Here is a 14,164-nt window from a genome sequence, read left to right on the forward strand (position 1 = left end):
AAATTTCGCCACCTGTCACGCATGATCGGCGAGAACCCCCAAAGAAAAGGTGAACTCCCGCCACCGCCTACTCCGGAAACGGCAGCGGCGCCCCGTCGCGCAGCACCGCGCGGATAGTGGCGGCGTAGTTTTCGCGGTCGATGTCATGGGTTTCGCCGTCATGGACCACGAGGCCGGCATGCAGGCGGAAGGCGGCGCGGCCCTCTTTGCGCGCGCGCAGGATCACCAGCTGGCTGTCACGGCCCGGGCGCGGCGTCAGCGGCAGAAGCTGCAGCGAGCCCAGCCGGGCGCGCGCGTGCTCGAGCAACTCGGGCAGGCGCTCGACCCGTTGGATGATGTGCAGGTAGCCTTTGGGCAGAAGTCGCTTTGCGGCTTCGCCGATCCAGATGTCGAGCGAGACCGCCCCGCCCAGCGCAGCTTCGCGCGGCGCCTCGCGGGCGGCGGTACCGGCGGCACGGTCGAAATAGGGCGGGTTCATGATCACGTGGTCGAACCGGCGCTCTCTGAGCGCGGGCGGCATGGCGGCCACGTCGCCCTCGATCACGTCGAGCGGGAGGCGGTTGTCCTCGGCGTTGCGGCGGGCCAGCGCAGCATAGCCAGGCTGGAGTTCGAGCCCGGTCAGGCGCAGCCCGGGCACACGGGCGCCGAGGCACAGCGCAGCGGCCCCCACCCCGCAGCCCAGGTCGAGCACCGACTGCCCAGGCCGCGCGTTGACCGCCGCCGCAAGCAATACCGGATCGACGCCGGCACGGTATCCCGATTTCGGCTGGTGCAACGTCAGACGGCCGCCGAGGAAACGGTCGCGCGTCGTCGCGCTCATGCGGGATCGATTCCGTTGTCGCGCAGCGTGCGCGCTGCGGCGTCATAATCGTTGTCGGCCACCATCAGGCGGCGTGGCAGGATACCGATGGAGCCTTCGAGAACGCTCATGTTTACGTCCATTTCAAAGGCGGTTATACCCTCGCCCTGAAGCAGTGCCTTGGCGAAAGCGATGACGGTCGGGTCGGGCGTGGCGAGGAGCTGTTTCATGGGGATGAGATAAGGGCAAGCGCCCGGGAATGTCGAGACGCTGACGGGAGTGTGATGGGCTTGGATCAGCTGGCTGTGAGACCGCATGAACGGCTTGCCGCGTACCTGGCGGATGGCATGGCGGCTGTAAACGTGCTCATCCGCGAACGGATGGCGAGCGAACATGCCCCGCGGATTCCGGAGGTGACGGCGCATCTGGTGGAGGCCGGCGGCAAGCGGCTGCGGCCGATGCTGACCCTGGCGGCGGCCGATCTCTGCGGCTATGACGGGCCCTATCACATCCACCTGGCGGCGACGGTCGAGTTCATCCACACTGCGACGCTGCTGCATGACGACGTGGTCGACGAGAGCGCCCAGCGCCGCGGGCGGCCGACGGCGAACCTGCTCTGGGACAACAAATCCTCCGTTCTGGTGGGGGACTACCTGTTTTCCCGGGCGTTCCAGCTGATGGTTGAAACCGGGTCGCTCAGGGTACTCGACATCCTGTCGAACGCGTCCGCCACGATCGCAGAAGGCGAAGTGCTGCAGCTGACCGCGGCGCAGGATCTTCGGACGGACGAAGCGATTTACCTGCAGGTGGTGCGCGGCAAGACGGCCGCGCTGTTCTCGGCGGCGACGGAAGTGGGCGGGGTGATCGCCGGGGCGCCGGAGGAACAGGTACGGGCGCTTTTCGATTACGGCGATGCTTTGGGCATCGCGTTTCAGATCGTCGATGACCTGCTGGATTATTCCGGCGACGTGACGGCGACGGGCAAGAACGTCGGCGACGATTTCCGCGAACGCAAGCTGACCCTGCCGGTGATCAAGGCGGTGGCAAAGTCCGATGCCGAGGAGCGGGCGTTCTGGAGCCGGACCATCGAGAAGGGTCGCCAGCAGGAGGGCGACCTGGAGCACGCGATGGCGCTGTTGCGCCGGCACGGCGCGCTGGAGGCGACAAGGGCCGAGGCGCTGGCCTGGGCCGCGAAGGCCAAGGCGGCGCTGGAATTGCTGCCCGCGCACGAGGTCCGCGACATGCTGCGCGACATCGCCGATTACGTGGTGGCCCGGATTTCCTGAAAGGGGGTGGGCAGATTGCCCACCCTACGACCTGCCCGCTCAGCGTTCGAGCCAGGCCAGGACGGCGAAGAAAGCGAAGAAGACAGCCGCAAGCAGGACAAAGACGAGGCCGGTCCGGTCCGGCTTCGGGCGGCGCAGTACCGGCCGCGCCGCGCCTTCGGGGGCATCGCCGGGATAGAGCCGGAAATTGCGTGACGAGACCACGAAGCCGCATGTCTCGAACAGGCGTTGCGAGGCCTCGTTGCCCGTCCAGACGGTGGCCATGATGTAGGGCACGTGCTCGCCCGCGAGGTGTTCCTGGAGCGCCGCGAGCAACGCCCTGCCGATGCCCCGGCCCTGGTAGGGCTCGGTCACGCCGATGTCGTTGACATTGACGAAGAGTACCTGAGCGGCGCGTCCCTTGCCCTGAAAGAACGGCATGAAATGCAGGTAGCCGGCGAAGGCGCCGTCGCATTCGGCCAGATGCAGCGTATCGGCCGCGCGGCGATTGGGGAGATACCGGGGAAAGGCCGCACGCAGCGCGCGTTCATGCCAGGCATTGCCGTCCGGTTCGTCGAAGTCCTTCGGGTTGCGGGCCTGGTGCGCTGCGTGAGTCCTGCGACTGAGGGCAATGATGGCGTCGAGATCGGCAAACCGCGCCGGGCGGATGGTGATCGCGCCCGCCATCGTGTCAGAACGCGTCCGGTTTCGCCTCGCGTGCCATGTGGTCGAGCACGGCATTGACGAATTGCGGCTCTTTCCCTTCCGGGAAGAAGGCGCGGGCGACGTCGACGAATTCGCTGATCACCACCTTGGGCGGGGTGTCGGAGTGCGCCAACTCTGCCCCGGCGGCGCGAAACAGCGCCCGTAAAGTCGGGTCGATCCGGGCGATCGGCCATTTCGCCACCAGCGCCCGGTCGGTCAACTGGTCGATCGGCGCCTGGTAGTTCACCGCCTTGTCGACCAGCAGACGAAAGAGATCCGGGTCGCCCTCGATCATTGCGTCACCGTCATATTCGGCGCCGAAACGGTAATCCTCGAACTCTTGGGTCACGGCCTCGACCGTCTGGCCGGACTGCTCCATCTGATAGAGCGCCTGCACGGCATAGAGCCGCGAAGCTGACTTCATCTTACGTTTCTGATTGCCCGAGAGGGTCATGCGGTGGGTTTGTCCTTTGCCTCGCCCGCAATCTGGTATTCCTGCGGATCGGAGATGAAGCCGACCCCTTTACGGGCGCCGCCCCACTTACGGCTGAGCGCGATGAGATGCAAGGCCGCCGCCGCCGCCCCGGCCCCCTTGTTCATCTTGGCCGGGTTGGCCCGCGCTTCGGCCTGATCGACGTTTTCGACCGTGAGGATGCCGTTGCCGATGCACAGACCCTGCAGCCCCAGCATCTGGATCGCGCGCGAGCTGTCGTTACAGACAGTTTCATAATGCGTGGTCTCGCCGCGGATGACGCAACCCAGCGCAACATAGCCGTCGAAATTCGACATCCGTTCGGCGATGCCGATGGCCGTCGGTACCTCCAGCGCGCCGGGCACCTCGACGATCTCGTAGCTGCCGCCCGCGGCGTCGATCTCGGTCGTCGCCCCCTTGATCAGGTTGTCGGCGATGTCGCGGTAGAAGGGCGCGGCAACGATCAGAAGTTTCACCGGCTTGTCGAAAACCGGGCGTTGCAGGGTATAGTGGGATTCGGCCATGAATCAGCCTCCGTTGTGGATCGGGCGGGTGCCGGCGATGGAGAGCCCATAGGCATCGATGCCGAGATAACGGGTGCTGGGCGAGTCGGTGAGCAGGATCAGCTCTTTCAGCCCCAGCGTCGCCATGATCTGAGACCCCAGCCCGGTGCGCTTGACGATCTTGGGGCCCTGGTCTTCCTCGCCGAAATCCAGCTTGGGGTGCGGTTCACGGAACAATAGTACCGCGCCGCGCCCTTCTTCGGCGATGATCTGCATGGCGCGCGGCAACTCGTCCGAGAGGCTGGGGCCGAGGCCGAGGATGTCTTCCAGCTCGTTGACCGCATGGGCCCGAACCAGGACCGGTTCCGGCGTGGTGATGTCACCCTTGATCAGAGCGATGTGCTCGGTGCCGGTGATCTCGTCACTGAAAACCCGCATCTGCCAGTCGCCGCCATGTTCGGACGTGACCACCTGCGTGCGGGTTTCCCGCACCAGATTGTCGTGTTTGTGGCGATAGGCGATGAGATCGGAAATCGTGCCGATTTTCAGGCCGTGTGTCTTAGCGAAATCGACGAGTTCCGGCAGGCGCGCCATGCTCCCGTCGCCGTTCATGATCTCGCAGATCACGGCCGAGGGGTTCAGGCCCGCCAAACGCGAGATGTCGACCGCCGCCTCGGTGTGGCCAGCGCGCACCAGCACGCCGCCGGCACGGGCGCGCAGCGGGAAGACATGGCCCGGCGTGGCCAGATGCGACATGGTGTTCTGTTCGTTAATCGCCGTGGCGATGGTCAGCGCCCGATCGGCCGCGGAAATGCCGGTGGTCACGCCCTCGCGTGCCTCGATCGACACGGTGAAGGCGGTTTCCATCCGCGAGGAATTGTTCACCGCCATCATCGGCAGGCCGAGCCGGTCGATCCGTTCGGCCGTCATCGGCAGGCAGATGAGGCCGCGGCCGTGCGTGGCCATGAAGTTCACCGCCTCGGCATCGGCGAATTCGGCCGGGATGATCAGATCACCCTCGTTCTCGCGATCCTCGTGATCGACGAGGATATACATGCCGCCCTTGGCGGCGATGGCAATGATCTCTTCGATCGGTGTGATCGCGCCGCGAAGGCTGGCCTCGATGGCGCCGGGGGTGTCATAGGCTGTGGTCATCGGCGTATCCTTCCGGCCTGCCTGTTAGCGCAGGGTGCCGGCGAAGGCCAGAGGCGACTTAGGTGCACTCAGCGCGAGGTAACGGAGGTATGCTGACCTTCACCCGAAATGGCGAAGTGATCGGGGCGCGCTTCGAAATATTTTCGCCACGACTTTTCCTTGAGATCCGACAGCGTTACCCCAAGCGCGTCTCTCAGTTCGTGGCTGACCTTGCCGATCAAAACGCCACCGCGTTTCTTTTGAAAGAAATCATAGATACGCGCTTCAACGTCCTTGTTTTCAACGTTTACCCAGACAGAGCAGGATTTCCTGAACCCCAGAGGCGCCTTGTCTTCGCCCAGGCCAATCACCCGGAACCCGTTTTCGCGCAAATGGGTCGCAAGGTGGGTATGATCTCCGTCCGAACTTGCAAGCGCAAAGACATCAAAGCCACGACGTTCGGCAAGCTTTATCGCATCGACCGTCAAAAGCAGGTCCGCTGAGTTTTTTCCGCTTCCAGAATGCACCAGCTTTATTCCCGGCGCGGCATCCCATCCGGGGATCCGCTGCGCGCCTCCGTAGACCCGCTTCACGATCAGCTCGCCATGTTTTCCGGCTGCCACAATCAGCTTTCCCGCCAAAGCGGAAGAAATGTTCTCACCGTCGATCAGTAGCGCGACGCGGGGCCGCGAAATGTCAGCGCTGGACAAAAGCGATCACTCTCAAGACAAACTCAATCGTGGCGAGAGTATCACTTTGGCCGAGCGGGGCAAGAAGTCTTGATGAAGGTCACTCGGTGAATTGCCACAGCGCCGGGACGAAACGATAGCCCGCGCCGTCGCGCGCCACGTGGCCGACGCCCGGGAAGGGGAAGTGATAGCCGATCAGCGCAATCTCGTCGGCCGCGGCCATGTCGAGGATCGCCTCGCGGCTGGACACGGTCTGGCCTGGGTCGGCGTCGATGTCGTTGTACCAGCCGGGATGGGCGAAGTTCATCCAGGTCTGTGCAAAGCTGTCGCCCAGCGCGATCAACTGCTTGCCGCCCGATTCGACCCGCAGGCACATGTGACCGGCGGTGTGGCCGAAGCTATCCATCACGCTGATGCCCGGCGCGATCTCGGCGCCGTCCTGCACGAGCGTCCATTCCACGCCCTCGGCGTTAATCGAGTTGACGGCGCCGACCACGAATTGCTGATCCTCGGGCGCGACGGCATTGGCCAGCCCATCCTGCATCCAGTAGCCATGCTCGACCTCGCCGATGATGTATTCCGCATCAGGGAAGATCGGCTCGTCAAAATCGTCGCGGATGCCCCAGATGTGATCGGGATGGGCATGGGTGATGAAGACATGGGTAATCGCACCGGGATCGATGCCGGCCGCCTCCATGTTGGCCATCAGCCGTCCGGTCGTCGGGAAGAACCGAGAGCCCGAGCCGACATCGACCAGCACGGTCGCGTCGCCCAACTCGATCAGGAGATGATTGGTATGGGCGTAGTTCGCCTCCGGCGCCAGGAAGTGCCGCTCCAGCAGATTCGCGACCGCATCGCGGTCGGCATTGACCCCGACGGTTTCGATCGGCTGGGTGAAGAACCCGTCCGAGATCACCGTCAACCGCGCCTCGCCCAGAGTGAAGCGGAAGTGGCCGGGGTTGGCCGCCGCAGGTACTCCAAGATTGGCCCGTGCCATGGCCGGCAGGGCAAAACCCGGCGCGATGGCGGCGAGTTTAAGAATTTCCCGGCGGGTTGGGCGAATAAGTGTCATGGCGCGTCCTCCCTTGCGTCTGGCGCCATTATGAAGCTGCGCCGAGCGGACGCAACACGTTTCGCGAATATGTCCCGCGCGCCCTTTTCTCTTTCCGGAAATACTCTTGGCGGGGTGACCTCCCCCCAATCACACGAACTCTGCGCGCCGCTGGGGCACAACCGGATCAGACCGGATCAGTCGAACTGGCGCAGCCGCGCCACGTACCGTGCCAGCGTGTCGATCTCGAGATTGACGCGGTCGCCGACCCTGGCCAGTCCCCAGGTAGTCGCGGCCTTCGTATGCGGAATGATGTTGACGCCGAAGCTGTTGCCGGCAACCTCGTTCACGGTAAGCGAGGTGCCGTTCAGGGCAACCGAACCCTTGGGCGCGATGTAGCAGGCCAGCGCTTCGGGCGCACGGAAGGTGAAGCGCGTGCTGTCGCCCTCGTCCTGCATCTCCACGATTTCGGCCACGCCATCGACGTGACCCGACACGATATGTCCGCCCAGTTCGTCGCCAACCTTGAGCGCCCGCTCAAGATTGACCCGCTTGCCGGTCTGCCAGCCGCCGGAAGGGTCGTCCTCACCGCCCGCGATATTGGTTTTCGACACCGTCTCGGCCGAGATTTCCACCTCGAACCAGTCCTCGCCCAGCGCGATCACCGTCAGGCAGACTCCATCACAAGCGATCGAAGCGCCGATGTCGATCGTGGCGGTGTCATAGCCCGTGTTGATCCGCGCGCGCAGGTCGCCGCGTTTGTCCAGAGCCTGCACGGTGCCGATATCGGTGACGATGCCTGTGAACATGGCCGCTCTCCCTTTCGCGCTCTCCCCTAGCGCGGCGCGGGCGGGCGCGCAAGAAATCGGTTGGCCTGCCCGCCGAAAGGGCTCATATTTTCGCCGGACAGCAATGACAGTGGGATCCGACGCCATTCCAGCACATGTCAGACCTATGACAGCGATCACGGGCAAGAACCGTGCCTTCCTGTTCCTGCAGGGACCGCACGGGCCGTTTTTCCATCGCTTGGGCAAGATGCTGCGACTGGCGGGAGCGGATGTCTGGCGCGTGGGGTTCAACGCCGGCGACCGCGCCTTCTGGTTCGACCGGGCAAGCTATATCCCTTATCGCGGCCCACAAGACGACTGGGCCGACACCTTCGGCGAACTGGTCCGGGACAAGTGCATCACCGACATCGTGCTTTATGGCGACACCCGCCGCATCCATGCCGTCGCGGTGGAGCGGGCGCGCGAGATGGGCGTGCAGGTGCATGTCTTCGAGGAGGGCTATATCCGCCCCTACTGGGTGACCTACGAGCGCGACGGCTCGAACGGTCATTCCCGACTGATGCAAATGCGCGTCGAGGACATGCGCGCTGTACTGGCGCAGTCCGCCTGGGATGCACCACTGCCGCCGGCGCGCTGGGGCGACATGCGACAGCATGTGTTCTATGGCGCGCTCTACCATTTCTTCGTGATGTTCCGGAACGGCAGCTATAGCCAGTTCCGCCCGCATCGCGACCTGCCGGTGGGCAAGGAATTCCGGCTTTATCTCAAGCGGTTGCTACTGATGCCGGCGCAAGCCACCGAACGCCGGCTGGCAACACTGCGCATCCGCTGGGATGGGTTTCCCTACCACCTGGCGCTGCTGCAACTCGAACATGACTCGAGCTTTCAGATGCATTCGCCGTTTTCAACCGTCACGGAATTCCTCGAGCTGGTGATCCGCGGCTTTGCCGAAGGTGCGCCGGGGCATCACCATCTGGTGTTCAAGGCCCACCCGCTGGAAGACGGTCGGGTGCCGCAGCGCCGGGTGATCCGGCGACTGGCCCGGGCGCACGGGGTCGAGAAACGGGTCCACTACGTGCGCGGCGGCAAGCTGGCGCAGTTGCTGGACGACGCGCGCAGCGCCGTCACGGTCAATTCCACCGCCGCCCAGCAGGTCCTGTGGCGGGGCATTCCGATCAAGGTGTTCGGCCGGGCCGTGTTCGACAAGCCGGAATTCGTGTCGACCCAGTCGCTGCCCGAGTTCTTCGCACAGCCGGTGCGGCCGGACCGCCGCGCCTATCAGGATTACCGCCGTTACCTGTTGGAAACCAGCCAGGTGGCGGGCGGGTTTTACTCGGCGTGGGGCCGGCGACAGCTCCTGCGCCTGGTGGTCGACATGATGCTCAGCGCCGAGGATCCGTATGACGCGCTGGCTCTCGGCACCGCGGCGCCGCGGCAACAGTTGCGTCTGGTGAACTGACACCCACAAGACCTGGCGCTTTATTTTGCGAGCAAAATCGGTTAGCGTCACCTCAACTAAAGCGCGCAAAGCGTTGAGACCGAGGCAGAATAAGAACAGGTCGAGGAGACCGAGCAGTGGAACCCCAAAACACCCGTTGGGCGCGGATTGCCGCGCTCGTAGCCGCTTTGGCGGTCGTTTCGTCATGTGGCCTGCCTCGGGCGGGACCCACAAAGAAAGAGATCTTCGAGGGCTCGGTCCAGCGTCAAGGCGATGCCTTCATCGTCGCGGTCAATGACCGGGTGACCCGCGCCACCGCGGTGGTGCCCGCGCTGGGCTTCTCCGAAGAGTTCAAGCGCGCCAGCACGCTCGGGTCGGACACCATACGGCCCGGCGACACGCTGGGCATCACGGTCTGGGAAAACGTCGACGATCCGCTGCTGGGCTCGTCGGGGCCGACCGGAGCCGGCGCGGCCGTGCTCGAGGAAATCCAGGTTGACGGCGCCGGCTTCATCTTCATTCCCTATGCCGGTCGCCTCCGCGCCGCGGGCAACACCCCGGAGGCGATCCGGCGGATCATCACCCGGAAACTCGAAGAGCAGACCCCCGACCCGCAGGTCGAGGTGCGCCGCATTGCTGGCGATGGCTCGACGGTGAGCCTGGTCGGCGCAATCGGCGCACAGGGCGTTTATCCGATCGAACGACCGACCCGCACGCTGACGACGATGCTGGCGCGGGCCGGCGGTATTTCGATCGAACCCGAGATCGCCCAGATCACGGTGATCCGCGGCGACAAGCGCTCGAAGGTCTGGTTGCAGGACCTCTACCAGAATCCCCAGCTCGACATCGCGCTGCGCGGCGGTGACAGGATCCTGGTCGAAGAAGACACCCGCCGCTTCACCGCGCTGGGCGCCACCGGCGGCCAGACCCAGATCCAGTTCGACCGCCAGACATTGAGCGCGGTCGAGGCCCTGGCGCAGGTTGGCGGACTGGCACCGTCGCGGGCCGATCCCACCGGCGTGTTCGTATTCCGCAACGAGCCGGCGGAAATCGCCAACATCGTGCTCGGCCGCGACGACCTGATCGGCGCGCAACGGCTGGTCTATGTGCTCGATCTCACCAAGCCCAACGGCATGTTCCTGGCCCGCGATTTTTCGATCCGCGACGGCGACACTATCTATGTCACCGAGGCGCCATTCACCCAGTGGAACAAGACGATTTCGGCCATCACCGGCACGCTGGGCTCGGTCGGCACGGTCAGTTCGGGGCTCGACACGATTTCGGGCGGCTGAGCGGGGCCTTGCACGCGCATCACCAAGACAGGGCCGCCGGACCGTCCGAACGCCGGCGGCTCTGCTATTTCAACGCCGGGTTCCTGAAGCAGCGCCGGGTGCGCCGCATCCTGGCGCAGGCCGGTTTCGATCTGCGGATCGGCAAACCCGCGGCCGACGACCTGGTCGCCGTGTGGGGGCATTCGCCCTATGCCGCGCGCGGCGAGGCCGTGGCCGAGGCCACCGGGGCCGGGCTGGTCCGGATCGAGGACGCATTCCTGCGCTCGCTCTTTCCGGGGCGAGCCGGCGACCCTCCGCTGGGGTTGATGATCGACCACCGCGGCGGCGTGCATTTCGATGCCACCGAGCCGTCCGATCTGGAGCATTTGCTGGCCACCCACCCGCTTGATGACACCGCGCTGCTGAACCGCGCCCGCGGCGCTATCGCGCGGTTGAAAGAAGCCCATCTGACCAAGTACTTCGCGGTCGATCCGGAAGAACCTGTGCCCGATCCCGGCTATGTACTGGTGATCGACCAGACCCGCGGCGATGCCAGCGTGAAACACGGCCGGGCGGACGCGAATTCCTTCAAGGAAGCGTTGTATTGGGCGCAGGAGGACAATCCCGGCGCGCGTATCCTGATCAAGAGCCACCCCGAGACGGCCCAGGGGTTTCGGCAAGGATATTTCGGCGCCGGCGACGCACAGGGGCGGATCGAGCTTTTTGATCGGTCGGTGTCGCCCTGGGCGCTGCTGGAGGGCGCCGTCGGGGTCTATACCGTCAGCTCGCAGATGGGATTCGAGGCGATCCTGGCGGGGCACCGGCCGGTGGTTTTCGGCCAGCCCTTCTATGCTGGCTGGGGGTTGACCGACGACCGCAATCCGCATCCCCTGCCGCGGCGCGGCCGCAACCTGACCCGGGCGCAGCTGTTCGCGGCAACAATGATCCTGGCGCCGGACTGGTATGACCCTTATCGCGATCAGCTTTGCACGCTGGAACAGGCGATCGACACGGCGCAGGCGCAGGCGCGGGCGTGGCGCGAGGACCATTTCGGCTGGGTCGGTGAAGAGATCCGGCTATGGAAACGCCGGTCCTTCCAGCTGTTTTTTGGCGGCCACAAGCGGATGGTATTCAAAAACGGGAGTGAGGACCGGCGGCGCATGGTCTGGGCCGCTAAGGCTGATCCCGGCCGCGACGCGGTTCGGGTCGAGGACGGGTTCCTGCGCTCGCGCGGTCTCGGCGCCGAACTGGTGCCGCCGCTATCGCTGGTGCTCGATGATCTCGGTATCTACTACGATCCCGCCCGCGAGAGCCGACTGGAACGGTGGATTGCCGATCGGGCGACCCTACGTCCGGACCAGGAGCTCCGCGCCGAGCGGCTGATCCGGCAGATCCGAGAGCTGGGAGTAAGCAAGTACAATCTCGGAGGTGCCAGGCCCACGCTGCCGCAGGGCCTCCGTATCCTGGTGCCGGGACAGGTTGAAGACGATGCCTCGATCCTACGCGGCGCTGGCGAAGTACGGAGCAATCTTGCGCTGCTGCAGGCGGCACGCGAGGCGAACCCCGGCGCGGTGATCCTGTACAAGCCGCACCCGGACGTGGAGGCCGGGCTGCGTGCCGGTGCTGTCGAAGCGGGTGATTTAGCGGATCTGGTGCTGGAGCGGACCGATCCGGTAGCTCTACTGGCGCAGGTCGACGCGGTCTGGACCATGACCTCGGGACTGGGTTTCGAGGCGCTGTTGCGCGGGGTGCAGGTGACTTGCCTTGGCGCGCCGTTCTACGCCGGCTGGGGCCTGACCAAGGATCTGGGCCCAATACCCGAGCGGCGGCAGGCACGCGTGGGACTCGATGGGTTGGTGCATGCGACGCTGATCGACTACCCACGTTATCTCGATCCCAAAACCGGGCTGCCCTGTCCGGTGGAGGTGGCGGTGGAGAGGCTGGCGACGGGTGAGATTCCGCATCCCGGGCCGGTCAACCGGACGCTGTCGAAATTGCAGGGGCTGCTCGCCGGGTTTACGCCGCTGCGGCGTTAAGGCGTTGACGCTGACGAACCGACGAGTTGGCGTAGTTTCTGACATGCCGAAAGGGGTATGGTCCGAAACCGACCTTCGGTCGCACTGGCAGACCCGCCGGGCCAGCAGCGGCCGGCGGAGCGCCGCTTCGTCGTCTGCATCGGGCGGTTTTCTTCCATTCCCGAATGACCGCAAAGGTCCGCTGCGGCGTCACAAAGGCGGCAGACCGGCAGGACGGCGCATCTTCGGCCCGGTGCCCGGCGATCTGGTTCCCGGCCCGACGCGCACCGGGCTCAAGGCCCGCGTCAGGCTAAGGCGACGGTCCGGATATGTCCTTGTATCCGCCAGATGTGATCGGACGCTTGCCCGCTGCTCACGCATTTGAATGCGACCCGGTTGAGACCCGTCGCCAGCGGTGCAGGATGTCCGGGCCGAAGGGTCGGCTTTCCACCAGTTCGAACCGCGGCGCTTCGATCAGCCGCGCCAGCCCCAGCGCCCCGATCGCCGGCAGTCCTTCGGCGCCGATGACCATGCCGGCGGTGAAGCCCACCAGTTCATCGACCAAGTCCGCTGCGAGCAGCGACGCCGCCAGCCCGCCGCCACCTTCGCAGAAGACCCGCGTCAGCCCGGCGTCACCCAGGGCCTGCAGCACCGAACGGAGATCGAGTTGACCGCCGCGGAGCTCGCAGGCAACCAGCTGTGCGCCGATCCCCTGCCAGGCTTCGTGCAGGGCCGGGTCAACGTCCGGGCCATGGATCACCCAAAGCGGAATGTCGCGGGCCGAGCGCGCCAGGCGGCTCATCATCGGCAGGTCGAGCCGGCGCGAGACGACGATGCGCACCGGTTGGCGCTCCATACCCATCTCGCGCACGGTGAGAGAGGGATCGTCGGCGCGAGCGGTGCCGCCGCCTATCATCACCGCGTCGTGGCTGGCGCGCATCGCATGAACCGCACGGCGGGCGACGGGGCCAGTGATCCACTGGCTTTCGCCGGTCGCGGTGGCGATGCGGCCGTCGAAGCTTGCCGCCAGTTTCAGGGTCACCTTCGGGCGGCCCTGTTCGGTGCGCAGGAAGAAGCCGGCATGATCCGCGGCGGCCGCCTCGGCCAGCACGCCGGTGATCACCGCGACGCCAGCGGCGCGCAGCCTGTCGAACCCCTGTCCGGCCACCCGCGGGTCACTGTCGGCAAGTGGCGCGACAACGCGCGCCACGCCGGCCGCGATCAGCGCCTCGGCGCAGGGCGGCGTCGCGCCGTGATGGGCGCAGGGTTCGAGCGAGACATAGGCTGTGGCGCCCTTCGCCGCCGCACCGGCCTGGGCCAGCGCCTGCGGTTCGGCATGCGGCCGGCCACCGGGCGCGGTCGTGGCGCGGCCGACGATGCGGCCATTCTTGACGATCACGCAGCCCACCGAGGGGTTGGGCCAGGTCTGCCCAAGCCCGCGCCGCCCCAGCGACAGCGCCAGGGCCATGAAGCGTGTGTCAGACGTGCTCACTCTTCGGCTTTGACGTCGGGCCGCAGTTCGGACACGAATTTATCGAAATCATCTGCCGCCTGGAAGTTCTTGTAAACGCTGGCGAAACGCACATAGGCGACGGTGTCGATCCGGGCCAGGGTTTCCATTACGATCTCACCGATGACCTTCGAGGGGATGTCGGTTTCGCCCATCGATTCAAGCCGCCGCACGATGCCGGAAATCATCTGGTCCATGCGCTCGGGTTCAACCGGGCGTTTCTGCAGGGCAATGCGGATCGAGCGCTCCAGCTTGTCGCGGTCGAAGTCCTCGCGCCGGCCGTTCGATTTGATCACGACCAGATCACGCAGTTGTACCCGTTCGTAGGTGGTAAAGCGCCCGCCGCAGGCCGGGCAGAACCGCCGCCGCCGGATCGAAACATGATCCTCGGCCGGCCGCGAGTCCTTCACTTGAGTGTCGATATTTCCGCAAAACGGGCAGCGCATTGCCGTTCCCCTCGTTCTTTTTCTGCCTCGGTTTGGGGTCTTCGCCCCAGTTATCCACAGGCACTATAGGGGAGCCTC

The 14,164-nt window shown here is 65.4% G+C and carries 15 protein-coding genes; 4 read left to right on the forward strand and 11 right to left on the reverse strand.

Annotated elements, in window-relative coordinates:
* Nucleotides 1-67: 67 nt before the first annotated feature.
* On the reverse strand, nucleotides 68-820 hold the full coding sequence (locus tag NO357_RS05845; protein ID WP_306734669.1) for a tRNA1(Val) (adenine(37)-N6)-methyltransferase: 753 nt from the start codon (nucleotides 818-820) through the stop codon (nucleotides 68-70).
* Nucleotides 817-1,194, reverse strand: a complete 378-nt coding sequence (locus NO357_RS21480) for a putative signal transducing protein (protein ID WP_512699420.1) — start codon at nucleotides 1,192-1,194, stop codon at nucleotides 817-819. The genes NO357_RS05845 and NO357_RS21480 overlap by 4 nt, the downstream gene beginning before the upstream one ends.
* Between NO357_RS21480 and NO357_RS05855 the strand changes: the two genes are divergently transcribed.
* Nucleotides 1,084-2,085, forward strand: a complete 1,002-nt coding sequence (locus NO357_RS05855) for a polyprenyl synthetase family protein (protein WP_306734671.1) — start codon at nucleotides 1,084-1,086, stop codon at nucleotides 2,083-2,085. The two genes, NO357_RS21480 and NO357_RS05855, sit on opposite strands and share 111 nt — an antisense overlap.
* Before the next feature lie 39 nt (nucleotides 2,086-2,124).
* Here NO357_RS05855 and NO357_RS05860 read toward each other — a convergent pair whose 3' ends face one another.
* The 7 genes from NO357_RS05860 to NO357_RS05890 form a co-directional block, all read right to left on the reverse strand.
* Complete coding sequence (locus NO357_RS05860) at nucleotides 2,125-2,751, reverse strand: GNAT family N-acetyltransferase (protein ID WP_306734672.1); 627 nt, start codon at nucleotides 2,749-2,751, stop codon at nucleotides 2,125-2,127.
* A 4-nt stretch (nucleotides 2,752-2,755) separates the two neighbouring features.
* Complete coding sequence (gene nusB, locus NO357_RS05865; RefSeq protein WP_376744350.1) at nucleotides 2,756-3,193, reverse strand: transcription antitermination factor NusB; 438 nt, start codon at nucleotides 3,191-3,193, stop codon at nucleotides 2,756-2,758.
* Between the two features lie 26 nt (nucleotides 3,194-3,219).
* Nucleotides 3,220-3,765, reverse strand: coding sequence for a 6,7-dimethyl-8-ribityllumazine synthase (locus NO357_RS05870; RefSeq protein ID WP_306734674.1), 546 nt, complete (start codon nucleotides 3,763-3,765; stop codon nucleotides 3,220-3,222).
* A 3-nt stretch (nucleotides 3,766-3,768) separates the two neighbouring features.
* Nucleotides 3,769-4,899: a 3,4-dihydroxy-2-butanone-4-phosphate synthase gene (gene ribB / locus NO357_RS05875; RefSeq protein ID WP_306734675.1), complete on the reverse strand. Its 1,131-nt coding sequence runs from the start codon at nucleotides 4,897-4,899 to the stop codon at nucleotides 3,769-3,771.
* 68 nt (nucleotides 4,900-4,967) lie between these two features.
* Nucleotides 4,968-5,588: an NYN domain-containing protein gene (locus tag NO357_RS05880; protein ID WP_306734676.1), complete on the reverse strand. Its 621-nt coding sequence runs from the start codon at nucleotides 5,586-5,588 to the stop codon at nucleotides 4,968-4,970.
* Between the two features lie 79 nt (nucleotides 5,589-5,667).
* Nucleotides 5,668-6,639 carry an MBL fold metallo-hydrolase gene (locus tag NO357_RS05885; RefSeq protein WP_306734677.1) on the reverse strand — a complete coding sequence of 324 codons (972 nt, stop codon included), beginning with the start codon at nucleotides 6,637-6,639 and terminating at the stop codon, nucleotides 5,668-5,670.
* A 176-nt stretch (nucleotides 6,640-6,815) separates the two neighbouring features.
* On the reverse strand, nucleotides 6,816-7,427 hold the full coding sequence (locus NO357_RS05890) for a riboflavin synthase (protein WP_306734678.1): 612 nt from the start codon (nucleotides 7,425-7,427) through the stop codon (nucleotides 6,816-6,818).
* A 145-nt stretch (nucleotides 7,428-7,572) separates the two neighbouring features.
* On the opposite strand from NO357_RS05890, the gene NO357_RS05895 reads away from it, so the two are divergent.
* From NO357_RS05895 to NO357_RS05905, 3 genes are all read left to right on the forward strand, one after another.
* A complete protein-coding gene (locus tag NO357_RS05895) occupies nucleotides 7,573-8,865 on the forward strand; it encodes a capsule polysaccharide biogenesis protein (RefSeq protein WP_306734679.1) in 1,293 nt (430 codons plus the stop codon).
* 116 nt (nucleotides 8,866-8,981) lie between these two features.
* Nucleotides 8,982-10,136 (forward strand): polysaccharide biosynthesis/export family protein, encoded by a 1,155-nt coding sequence (locus NO357_RS05900; RefSeq protein ID WP_306734680.1) that lies wholly within the window; start codon nucleotides 8,982-8,984, stop codon nucleotides 10,134-10,136.
* Nucleotides 10,137-10,144: 8 nt separating this feature from the next.
* Nucleotides 10,145-12,151 (forward strand): capsule polysaccharide biogenesis protein, encoded by a 2,007-nt coding sequence (locus tag NO357_RS05905; protein ID WP_306734774.1) that lies wholly within the window; start codon nucleotides 10,145-10,147, stop codon nucleotides 12,149-12,151.
* A gap of 352 nt (nucleotides 12,152-12,503) precedes the next feature.
* Here NO357_RS05905 and ribD read toward each other — a convergent pair whose 3' ends face one another.
* Both ribD and nrdR read right to left on the reverse strand, forming a co-directional pair.
* Complete coding sequence (ribD, locus tag NO357_RS05910) at nucleotides 12,504-13,622, reverse strand: bifunctional diaminohydroxyphosphoribosylaminopyrimidine deaminase/5-amino-6-(5-phosphoribosylamino)uracil reductase RibD (protein ID WP_306734681.1); 1,119 nt, start codon at nucleotides 13,620-13,622, stop codon at nucleotides 12,504-12,506.
* A complete protein-coding gene (gene nrdR / locus NO357_RS05915) occupies nucleotides 13,619-14,086 on the reverse strand; it encodes a transcriptional regulator NrdR (protein WP_306734682.1) in 468 nt (155 codons plus the stop codon). Before nrdR ends, ribD begins: the two co-directional genes overlap by 4 nt.
* Between the last annotated feature and the right edge of the window lie 78 nt (nucleotides 14,087-14,164).

This window comes from Marimonas arenosa (assembly GCF_030848945.1).
GTDB classification, from domain to species: Bacteria; Pseudomonadota; Alphaproteobacteria; order Rhodobacterales; family Rhodobacteraceae; genus Marimonas; species Marimonas arenosa.